Annotated in this window: 10 protein-coding genes and 1 pseudogene; 6 read left to right on the top strand and 5 right to left on the bottom strand. The window is 65.9% G+C overall.

Annotated features, from left to right (window positions below; translation table 11 throughout):
• Positions 1–129: 129 nt before the first annotated feature.
• Entirely contained in the window at positions 130–1,035 is a 906-nt protein-coding gene (locus AUP43_RS01635) for an HAD-IIA family hydrolase (protein ID WP_067551725.1), read from the bottom strand.
• Between the two features lie 147 nt (positions 1,036–1,182).
• Between AUP43_RS01635 and ilvD the strand changes: the two genes are divergently transcribed.
• From ilvD to AUP43_RS01620, 3 genes are all read left to right on the top strand, one after another.
• Positions 1,183–2,907, top strand: a complete 1,725-nt coding sequence (gene ilvD / locus AUP43_RS01630; RefSeq protein WP_067551722.1) for a dihydroxy-acid dehydratase — start codon at positions 1,183–1,185, stop codon at positions 2,905–2,907.
• A gap of 129 nt (positions 2,908–3,036) precedes the next feature.
• Positions 3,037–3,765 (top strand): hypothetical protein, encoded by a 729-nt coding sequence (locus AUP43_RS01625; RefSeq protein ID WP_067551719.1) that lies wholly within the window; start codon positions 3,037–3,039, stop codon positions 3,763–3,765.
• Positions 3,766–3,836: 71 nt separating this feature from the next.
• Positions 3,837–5,336, top strand: a complete 1,500-nt coding sequence (locus AUP43_RS01620) for a M81 family metallopeptidase (protein ID WP_067551716.1) — start codon at positions 3,837–3,839, stop codon at positions 5,334–5,336.
• Here AUP43_RS01620 and AUP43_RS01615 read toward each other — a convergent pair.
• The 4 genes from AUP43_RS01615 to erpA form a co-directional block, all read right to left on the bottom strand.
• On the bottom strand, positions 5,333–5,788 hold the full coding sequence (locus AUP43_RS01615) for a GFA family protein (RefSeq protein WP_084462428.1): 456 nt from the start codon (positions 5,786–5,788) through the stop codon (positions 5,333–5,335). The two genes, AUP43_RS01620 and AUP43_RS01615, sit on opposite strands and share 4 nt — an antisense overlap.
• Positions 5,789–5,871: 83 nt before the next feature.
• Complete coding sequence (locus AUP43_RS18850; RefSeq protein ID WP_157089185.1) at positions 5,872–6,051, bottom strand: hypothetical protein; 180 nt, start codon at positions 6,049–6,051, stop codon at positions 5,872–5,874.
• Between the two features lie 68 nt (positions 6,052–6,119).
• Positions 6,120–6,890 carry an exodeoxyribonuclease III gene (gene xth / locus AUP43_RS01610; protein WP_067551710.1) on the bottom strand — a complete coding sequence of 257 codons (771 nt, stop codon included), beginning with the start codon at positions 6,888–6,890 and terminating at the stop codon, positions 6,120–6,122.
• 81 nt (positions 6,891–6,971) lie between these two features.
• Entirely contained in the window at positions 6,972–7,331 is a 360-nt protein-coding gene (erpA, locus tag AUP43_RS01605) for an iron-sulfur cluster insertion protein ErpA (protein WP_067551707.1), read from the bottom strand.
• A gap of 120 nt (positions 7,332–7,451) precedes the next feature.
• On the opposite strand from erpA, the gene AUP43_RS01600 reads away from it, so the two are divergent.
• The 3 genes and pseudogenes from AUP43_RS01600 to AUP43_RS01590 form a co-directional block, all read left to right on the top strand.
• Positions 7,452–8,633, top strand: a complete 1,182-nt coding sequence (locus AUP43_RS01600) for a deoxyguanosinetriphosphate triphosphohydrolase (RefSeq protein WP_067551704.1) — start codon at positions 7,452–7,454, stop codon at positions 8,631–8,633.
• The gene (argS, locus tag AUP43_RS01595) at positions 8,634–10,385 is read left to right on the top strand and encodes an arginine--tRNA ligase (protein ID WP_067551701.1); all 1,752 of its coding nucleotides are present in this window, start codon (positions 8,634–8,636) and stop codon (positions 10,383–10,385) included. It abuts the gene before it with no gap.
• Positions 10,385–10,702 (top strand): annotated as a pseudogene (locus AUP43_RS01590) (hypothetical protein); the annotation flags it as partial. The gene argS and the pseudogene AUP43_RS01590, both read left to right, overlap by 1 nt.

The following is a 10,702-nucleotide window of genomic DNA, read 5'->3' as shown; positions in this document are numbered from 1 at the left end:
TCAGCATGAGGTCATTGGGGGTTCCGCCGGTGCAACTTGGCACCCTCGCCCTGAGGAGGCGCGCAGCGCCGTCTCGAAGGGTAGGCCGGCAGGCTTATCTATGGCCGCTTCAGCGATTAAGACCTTGGCTCAAATCGTCGGCGCGATGAAGTCCGGCAGGATGCCGCATTCGGCGGAATGGGCCAGGCTGTCGCGGCCGGCGAGGAAGCCGCTTTCGACCAGCAGGGCGCGCATGCCGTGGGCGCGCGCGCCGATCACGTCGGTGTGCGGCGTGTCGCCGACGGCCAGGATGCGCTGTGGATCGACCTCCGGGAAGCGCTCGCGCACCAGGCGGTAGACGCCGGGGAAGGGCTTGCCGAGAAAGGTCGGCGCCAGCCCGGCGCGGTCGGCGATGCGATGTGCGAAATAGCCGGGTTCGGCCGAGAAGCCGCCGACATGCGGCGCGACCACGTCCGGATTGGCGACGATGAAGGGGCGGGGGCGGGCGGTCAGCGCATCGCTCAGCAGCGCCTGGCGCTGTTCGTCCCAGCTTTCCGTGGCCATGAAGACGATGCCGTCGACGCTGTCATAAGCGGCGGGATCGTCGCCCAAGGCGATCATCGCATCGGTGACCTGTGGCTGCGGCCTCGGCTCCAGCGAGATGATGCCCCAGCGCGTCACTGCTGGAAACGCGGCCACCGCCTCGACCACCAGCGAGGCCCCGGCGATCACCTCGTCGTCGCGGAAATCGTAGCCCCGGCCGCGATGCTTGGCGGCGATGGCGGCGGGGGCCTGCGAGCCGTCATTGGTGACGATGCACAGCCGCTTGCCGGCGGCGCGGATCGCCGCCACCGCTTCCAGCCCCTGCGGAATCACGCTGCCGCCCAGATTCAGCACGCCATAGGCGTCCAGCACCACGACATCGACTTGATCCAGTATGTCGGCGATGCCGGCGATGCGCCGCGGCGTCACCGGGGCGGGCTTGGCGGGCAGGCGATGCTCCCACCGGCGATAGGCGGCCCAGGCGGCGTCGAAGGCAAGTGTGGGGAAGGCCATGAGGGGAAATGCCTTGCAGGGAATGGAGGGCACCTATCTACGGGGTCGAAAGCCACTAGGCAATCGCGTTGCACGGCGACTATTCTGCCGGCCGATTGAGCCGTACCAAGCCACGGCTGTTCAAAGCCGCACGCCAAGGGGGATGAAATGACCGCCTATAAGTTCGACAAGTCCAAGCTGCCCAGCCGCCATGTGTCGGTCGGCCCCAGCTCGGCCCCGCATCGCAGCTATTATTACGCCATGGGGATGACGGAGGAGGAGATCGCCCAGCCCTTCGTCGGCGTGGCGACCACCTGGAACGAGGCGGCCCCGTGCAATATCGCCCTGGCGCGCCAGGCGCAGGCGACCAAGAAGGGTGTTAAGGCGGCGGGCGGCACGCCGCGCGAATTCACCACCATCACCGTGACCGACGGCATCGCCATGGGCCATGCCGGCATGAAATCGTCACTGGTCAGCCGCGAGGTGATCGCCGATTCGGTCGAGCTGACGGTGCGCGGCCATTGCTACGACGCGCTGGTCGGCCTGGCCGGCTGCGACAAGTCGCTGCCCGGCATGATGATGGCGATGCTGCGGCTGAACATCCCGTCGGTGTTCATGTATGGCGGCTCCATCCTGCCCGGCCGCTTCAAGGGCAAGGACGTGACCGTGCAGGACGTGTTCGAGGCGGTCGGTGCGCACGCCGCCGGCAACATGTCGGACGAGGATCTGCACGAGCTGGAATGTGTGGCCTGCCCGTCCGCCGGCTCCTGCGGCGGCCAGTTCACCGCCAACACCATGGCCTGCGTGTCGGAGGCCATCGGCCTGGCGCTGCCCGGCTCGGCCGGCGCGCCTGCCCCCTACGAGACCCGCGACGCCTATGCCGAGGCGTCGGGCGTCGCCATCATGGAGCTGATCAAGCGCAATCTGCGCCCGCGCGACATCGTCACCCGCAAGGCGCTGGAGAATGCGGCCACGGTGGTCGCTGCCTCCGGCGGCTCGACCAATGCGGCGCTGCATCTGCCGGCCATGGCGCATGAGGCTGGCATCGAATTTACCATCCATGACGTGGCGGAAATCTTCAAGCGCACCCCCTATATCGCCGATCTGAAGCCGGGCGGCCGCTATGTCGCCAAGGATCTGTTCGAGATTGGCGGCGTGCAGGTCATGCTGAAGGCGCTGTATGATGGCGGCTTCATCCATGGCGACTGCATCACCGTGACCGGCAAGACCATCGCGGAGAATCTGGAAGGCGTCACCCTGCCGACCGACCAGGATGTCGTGCGCCCGACCAGCGATCCGATCACCCCGACCGGCGGCGTCGTCGGCCTGCGCGGCAACCTGGCCCCGCAGGGCGCCATCGTGAAGGTCGCCGGCATGAAGAAGCTGCAATTCAAGGGCGTGGCGCATTGCTTCGACACCGAGGAAGCGGCGTTCGAGGCGGTGAAGAAGGGCCAGTACAAGGAAGGAGAGGTGCTGGTCATCCGCTATGAAGGCCCGCGCGGCGGCCCTGGCATGCGCGAGATGCTGGCGACCACGGCGGCGATCTACGGCCAGGGCATGGGCGACAAGGTGGCGCTGATCACCGATGGCCGCTTCTCTGGCGCCACGCGCGGCTTCTGCATCGGCCATGTCGGGCCGGAGGCGGCGGTCGGCGGCCCCATCGGCCTGTTGAAGGATGGCGACATCATCGTCATCGACGCCGAGAAGGGCACGCTGGACGTCGAGCTGTCCGACGCCGAACTGGAGGCCCGCCGCAAGGAATGGAAGCCGCGCAAGCATGAGTACCAGTCCGGCACCCTGTGGAAATACGCCCAGACCGTCGGCGACGCCGAAAAGGGCGCGGTGACGCATCCGGGCGGGGCCGCCGAGGTGCATTCCTACCCCGACCAGTAAGGGCTTTTAGAAACGATAAAAGCGCCGCCAGCGGGAAACCCTGGCGGCGCTTTTGCGTTTAATCTATATTAGCGGGTGATGGTGCGATGCCTAGAATGCGGCATCGCCTTTGCGATCGGTAGAAACACCATGGCGATCAATTCGATAGGCGGCATGACGCTGCCCCTGGCGACCAGTCAGGCGGGCGCGTCCCAGACCACCGGTAAAACGGCCCTTCAGCAGACGAGGGCGGGCGCCCCGGAGCAATTTCTGGTGCGTTCCACCACGGGCGCATCGGCCCCTACCTTCGGCTTCATCATCGATCAGCGCGACGAGCAATCGATCCGCAGCCAGCTGCGCGAGACGCTGTCGACCTATTTCAAGATTTTCTATAAGCGCGACAGCGAGGCCAATGCCGCCATCGATCGCACGCTGGGCGGAATGGAAGGGCTGATCGACAGGGCTGTCAGCGACAAGAACTTCACCGGCTTCGATCTGCGCCTGGCGCAGGTTGCCACCAATTACGGCGATTCCAGCGGTTCCTTCGCCTCGGTCCAGGGCATCGGGCTGGAAATCGGGCTGGCGAAGGACGGCAAGGTGTCGGTCGACGACACCGAACTGGTCGATATCCAGGGCCGCGGCATCGATCTGACCAAGGAACAGCTCGCCGCCGGTTTTCAGTCGGCCCGCTATGAGCGCAGCGAGAACCCGAGCGGCGCGGCGGCGGCCGGCATGCCGGACCAGCGGCTGCAGAACGCCATCGACCAGCTGCGCCAGACCCAGGATGCGCTGCGCGACTTCCGCAACGGCGACGCGAACGCGCTGAAGCCGCTGATCGACCGCTATCTGGGCGGTGCTGGCCTCACCATCAACGCCTGAAGCCTTGCCCTTGCCGGCATCGGCGGGCATGCTCCCCTGCAACAAACTTGTCAGCAGCGGAGACATTTTCCATGGCGCGTATCGCGATCGGCGGCTTCCAGCACGAAACCAACACTTTCGCGCCCTCCAAGGCGGAATTCGAGGATTTCGCGCGCGGCGGCAGCTGGCCGGCGCTGGTGTCCGGCGGCGATCTGTTCGACGCGGTGAAGGGCATCAACCTGTCCATCGCGGGCTTCATCGAGGAAGCGCGGGAGCGCGGGCACGAGTTGGTGCCGACCGCCTGGGCGGCAGCCAGCCCCTCGGCGCATGTCACCGAGGAAGCCTATGAGCGTATCGCCGGGATGATCCTGGACGGCATCCGCGCGAAAGGGCCGTTCGAGGCGGTCTATCTGTGCCTGCACGGCGCCATGGTCACCGAGCATCTGGAGGATGGCGAGGGCGAGCTGCTGCGCCGGGTGCGCGAGATCGTCGGCCCGAAGGTGCCGGTGATGGCCAGCCTGGATCTGCATTCCAACACCACGCCGGAGATGGTGAAATACGCCGACGCGCTGGTCGCCTACCGCACTTATCCGCATGTCGACATGGCCGATACCGGGCGGCGCACGGCGATCCATCTGGATAATGTGCTGCGCGGCTCCGGCGCGGTGAACAAGGCGTATCGGCAGATACCCTTCCTCATCCCGCTCAGCTTCCAATGCACCATGATGGACCCGGCCAAGTCGCTCTACGAGATGACCGAGGAGCTGGAGAAGGGCGACGTCGCCCGGGTCTCCTTCACCCCCGGCTTCCCGGCGGCCGACATCCATCATTGCGGCCCGGCGATCATGGTCTACGCCACCGACCAGGTGAAGGCCGACAGGGCGGCGAAGGCGCTGGAGGAGGAAATCCTGCGCAACGAGGCCAATTTCGCCGGCAAGCTGTACGAGCCGGACGAGGGCGTGAAATACGCCATGAAGATCGCGCGCGCCGCCAACAAGCCGGTGGTCATCGCCGACACCCAGGACAATCCGGGCGCTGGCGGCGATTCCGACACCACCGGCATGTTGCGCGCGCTGGTCGAGAACGATGCGCCCAACGCGGCGCTGGGCATCATGGTCGATGAGGAATCCGCGCGCATCGCGCATCAGGCGGGCGAAGGGGCGGAGATCACCCTGGCGCTCGGCGGCAAGTCGCGCATTCCCGGCGACAAGCCGTTCCACGCCACCTTCACCGTCGCCAAGCTGAATACCGGCGTGTTTACCGGCACCGGCCCGTTCTACAAGGGCGCCAGGATGAATCTGGGGCCGATGGCGTGCCTGAAAATCCGCGACATTGAGATTGTCGTGGCCTGCCGCAAGGCGCAGATGGCGGACCAGGAAATGTACCGCCATGTCGGCATCGAGCCGACTCGCAAGGGCATATTGGTGAACAAGAGCTCGGTGCATTTCCGCGCCGATTTCCAGCCCATCGCGCAGGAAGTGCTGGTCTGCACGGCGCCGGGGCCGATGGTCGCCGATCCCGCCAAGCTGCCCTGGACGCGCCTGCGCAAGGGAATCAAGCTGAGCCCCCTGGGGCCGGTCTTCGAAGGCTAACGCCCCGGCGGGAGCGGGGAGGGCAGGTCCGGATCGAGGCTGCGGTCCGGGCCATTATCCTGATAGCGTTTCAGCCCGTCATCATACTCGTGCCAGCTGGGCGCCGACATGGTCCAGATATGCCATTGCGGGCGCAGGCCATCGGGATCGTCGAGGCTGACCAGCGTCACATCGATTTCTGCCGGGTCGCTTCCCAGAAAGCGGAACGTCAGGGAACTGCCGCAGGTCGGGCAGAAGCTGCGCTCGGCCTTGTCGCTGGAGTGGTGCAGGCTGGGCTTCGCCTTGGTCCAGCGAAAATTCTCCAGGAAGAAGCTGCCCCAGGGCACAGAAGGCGCGCCGATGGCGCGCTGGCATATCCGGCAATGGCACCAGCCAGCCGACCGGACAGGACCCGTTGCCGCATAGCGCACGGCCCCGCACAGGCATCCACCCTCATAGACTTCATCCCGCATGACGCATTCATCCAGAACATAACAGGAACTTTTTGGTCAAAGAAAACCGCCGCAAGCGATCAGCCGGCGGCGGTGCTGTCGTGTCAGACGACGATGTTGACGCCGCCGGAGGAGGAAGGGGAGGAAGTGGGGGCGGCGGCCTGCTGCGCGATCTGCTTGGTGTTCTGCAGCGCCTGGGTCACCACCTGGGCGGTCACCTGGGCCTGCTGCTTGTCGCTGCGCATGCCGACGATGGCGAGCCCCGTAACGTCCATACCAGCCATTTTGGCCTCCTCATGAAATCCGATGCCGATAATTTTTACCGGTCAAACGCTAATATCACGTTAACGGCTCAGGAGTCCAGCATGCACCAGACCGGGGTATGGTCGGAGGCTTTCTCCCGGCCGCGCGGTTCGCGGTCGATATCGGCGTCGCGCAGCCGGTCGGCGGCCTGCGGCGACAGCAGCAGATGGTCGATGCGGATGCCCTCGTCGCGCGGCCAGCGCCCGGCCTGATAATCCCAGAAGCTGTAAGCGATGCGGTGCGGGTGGATCGCTCGGAAGGCGTCGGTATAGCCCAGATGGACGATGGCGCGGAATGCCTGGCGGCTCTCCAGCTTGAACAGCGCGTCATCGATCCAGGCGGCCGGATCATAACAGTCGCGCTCCTCCGGGATGATGTTGTAGTCGCCGCCCAGCACCACCGGCCGCTCGCTGGCCAGCAGCCCGGCGGCATGGGCGCGCAGCCGCGCCATCCAGGCCAGCTTGTAGGGGTATTTCTCGGTATCAACCGGGTTACCGTTCGGCAGGTACAGGCAGCCGATGCGCACACCCTTCACCGTGCCTTCGATATAGCGCGCCTGCTCGTCGGCATCGTCGCCAGGCAGGCCCTTGGCCAAGTCTTCCACCGGGTGCTTCGACAGCAAGGCGACGCCATTATAGCTTTTCTGCCCGGAGACATGGATCTCGTAGCCCAGCGCCTTGATCTCCAGCGCCGGGAAATCCGCCTCCTGCGTCTTCACCTCCTGCAGCAGTGCCACATCGGGATCGGCGGCCTTCAGCCACTCCAGCACGTTGGGCAGCCGCGCCTTGATCGAATTGACGTTCCAGGTGGCGATCTTCACAGGGGTTATGTCTCCAGCCGACGGGAGGCCGGAGTGTAGCGGCAGCCGGGCCGGATGCTCAAGGGAGCATGGCGGCCAACGCTATAGCGCGAAGGAGGTCCCGCAGCCGCAGGAGGAGGCGGCGTTCGGGTTCTTCACCTGGAAGGACGCGCCGATGAGTTCCTCGACATAATCCACTTCCGCGCCGGCCAGCAGGTCGAGCGAGGTTTCGTCAACCACCAGCTTCACCCCGTCGCGCTCGAACACGCTGTCGTCGGAATGCACTTCGTCGTCGAAGGCGAAATTATACTGAAAGCCCGAGCAACCGCCGCCGGTGACCGACAGGCGCAGCATCAGCGCGCCGCCCTCCGGCTCTTTTTCCAGCATGCGGGAAACCTGGCGCGCGGCGCTTTCACTAAGGGAAACCGCGCGGGGCTGCTCCAATACGGTCGCTTCGGCCATGACAGGCACCTTCGGATGACGAAATCTTCTGCCCCAAATGTATGGAATTCCGCCGGATTTTCAATCATTCCCGCAGCGCTGCCCGTTGCGCCCGGTTCGCAGCGCCTGTAGGGTCGCGGCATGTCGAGCGGACCTGCCCTTTCTGCGCCTTACGCCTGCGATCCCGCGCGGTCGCGGGGCCGGCTGCATGCCGAGGCGGAACATGCCGAGCGCAGCCCGTTCCAGCGCGACCGCGACCGCATCATCCATTCCGGCGCGTTCCGCCGGCTGAAATACAAAACACAGGTCTTCGTCTATCACGAGGGCGATTATTACCGTACCCGGCTGACCCACAGCCTGGAGGTCGCGCAGATCGCCCGTTCGATCAGCCGGGCGCTGGGGCTGAACGAGGATCTGGCCGAGGCGCTGGCGCTGGCGCATGATTTTGGCCACACCTGCTTCGGCCATGCCGGCGAAGAGGCGCTGGACGAGGTCATGCAGCCCTATGGTGGCTTCGACCACAATGTCCAGACACTGCGCGTGCTGACCAAGCTGGAGCATCGCTATGCCGAGTTCGACGGGCTGAACCTCACCTGGGAGACGCTGGAAGGCACGGTGAAGCATAACGGCCCGGTCGCCGGCCCGCTGGCCACCAAGCCGGCGCTGCCCGGCATCGTGAGCTACAGCGAGCAGCAGGATCTGATGCTCGACAGCTTCGCCTCGCTGGAGGCCCAGGTGGCCGCCTTGTCGGACGATATCGCCTACCAGAATCACGATCTGGACGATGGCTTGCGCGCCGGGCTGTTCGACATCGAGGATATCGAGGATATGCCGCTGGTCGGGCCGATCCTGGCCGAGGTGCGCGCCCGCTACCCCGGCCTCGACCGCTCGCGGCTGATCCATGAGCTGGTGCGCCGGGTGATCAACGCCATGGTCACCGACCTGCTGACCGAGACCAGGGCCCGCCTGGCCGACTTGCAGCCGCAATCGGCTGACGATATCCGGCAGGCAGGCAGGCCGATCGCCGCCTTCTCCGAGACGATGATGGCGCAGCACAAGGTGATGCGCGCGTTCCTGTTCGAGCGCATGTATCGGCACTACAAGGTCAATCGCATGACCTCCAAGGCGAAACGTGTGGTGCGGGAGCTGTTCCATCTGCTATGCCGCGAGCCGCAATGCCTGCCCACGGAATGGCGCATCCAGGCGGACGGCCCCGACACCGACAAGACGGCGCGGGTCGTGGCCGACTATATCGCCGGGATGACCGACCGTTTCGCGCTCAGGGAATATGACCGGCTATTCGATTTTAAAGACCCAGCATAAATGAACATATTCAACGATCTGAAAGACCATCTTCGCAACGCGCTGGAGGCGATGACGGCGGCAGGCGAGCTGCCCGCCGGCCTGTCGCTGGAGCGCGTGACCATCGAGCCGCCGCGCGATCCCAGCCATGGCGACGCCGCGACCAACGCCGCGATGGTGCTGTGCAAGCCGGCCGGCCTGAAGCCGCGCGAGCTGGCGGAGAAGCTGAAGCCGCGCCTGGATGCGCTGGAGTTCGTCACCGAGACCTCGGTGGACGGGCCGGGCTTCATCAATATCCGGCTGGCCGATGGCGTCTGGCGCGACCAGCTTGCCGGCATCCTGCGGCTGGGCACCCGCTTCGGCGATTCCACGCTGGGCAGCGGGCGCAAGGTGAATGTCGAATATGTCTCGGCCAACCCGACCGGGCCGCTGACCGCCGGCCATGCCCGCGGCGCCGTGGTCGGCGACGCGCTGGCGAACCTGCTGCTCAAGGCCGGCTACGAGGTCTGCAAGGAATATTATATCAACGACGCCGGCAATCAGGTCGCCACGCTCGCCCGCTCGACCTATCTGCGCTATCTCGAAGCACTGGGCGAGGGCGATGCGAATATCCCGGAAGGCTTCTATCCCGGCGAATATCTGAAGGATGTCGGCCAGGCCCTGGCGGCGCGCGACGGCGACAAGTGGAAGGGCCGGGACGAGGCCGAGTGGCTGGAGCCGATCCGCAATTTCGCCATCGACTTCCTGATGGGCGAGATCAAGGAGGATTTGAAGCTGCTGGGCGTCGAGCAGGCGGTGTTCTCCTCCGAGCGCAAGCTGGTCGAGGCCGGCAAGGTGGATGCCGTGCTGGAGACGCTGACCCAGGCCGGCCACATCTATACCGGCGTGCTGGAGCCGCCGAAGGGCAAGACGCCCGAGGATTGGGAGCCACGCCCGCAAACCCTGTTCCGCGCCACCGATTTCGGCGACGATGTCGACCGGCCGCTGCAGAAATCGGACGGTAGCTGGACCTATTTCGCCAACGACATCGCCTATCACCTCGACAAGTTCGAGCGCGGCTACGCCACCATGATCGATATCTGGGGCGCGGATCATGGCGGCTACATCAAGCGCATGCAGGCCGCCGTTAGGGCGGTGACCGGCGGCAAGGGCGCGCTGGACGTGAAGACCTGCCAGCTGGTCCATATGTTCGACAATGGCAAGCCGGTGCGCATGTCGAAGCGGGCCGGCACCTTCGTCACCCTGCGCGACGTGCTGGAGGCGGTGGGGACGGACGTGGTGCGCTTCATCATGCTGACCCGGCGCAACGACCAGACGCTGGAATTCGACTTCGCCAAGGTGACCGAGCAGTCGCGCGACAATCCGGTGTTCTATGTGCAATACGCCTATGCCCGCGCCCATTCCGTGCTGCGCCACGCCAGGGAGGCGCTGACGGGCCGGGATTTAAGCGATGCCGGCCTGGCGGCCCTCGACCTGTCGCCGCTGGCCGATCCGGCGGAGCTGGCGCTGGTGAAGCGCCTGGCCGGCTGGCCGCGCATGGTGGAGAGCGCGGCGGAAGCGCATGAGCCGCATCGCGTCGCTTTCTATTTGCAGGAGCTTGCCGCGGAGTTCCATGCGTTGTGGAATAAGGGCCGCGATGATGCGACCCTACGCTTCATCATCGCCGAGGACGAGGCGCTGACGCTGGCCCGCATGGCGCTGGTGCGCGGCGCGGCCATCGTGGTCGCCTCGGGCTTGGAGATCATGGGCGTGACGCCGGCGGAGGAGATGTAATGAGCTTCGAGCGCGATCAGGAACCGATGGGCCGTCCGCCGCTGCCGCCCGAGCCGGACGAGATGCGCCGGCCGCAGCCGCGCCGGCGCGCGGGCCGCAGCCGGGCGCTGCCGATCTTCATCGCGCTGTTCGCGCTGGGCGCTTTCGGCGGCATCGTCTGGTACGCCTATAATCAGGGCCAACGCAGCGGCGCGTCCGACGTGGCGCCGATCATCAAGGCCGACGAGGGACCGACCAAAAGCCGCCCCGAGCAGCCCGGCGGCATGCAGGTGCCGCATCAGGACAAGCAGGTGTTCCAGCGCCTGCTGCCGGAAGGC

This window comes from Oceanibaculum pacificum (genome assembly GCF_001618175.1).
Classification (GTDB): Bacteria; Pseudomonadota; Alphaproteobacteria; order Oceanibaculales; family Oceanibaculaceae; genus Oceanibaculum; species Oceanibaculum pacificum.
The sequence above is the reverse complement of the archived record's forward strand: the minus strand, read 5'-3'. Positions and strand labels throughout refer to the sequence as shown.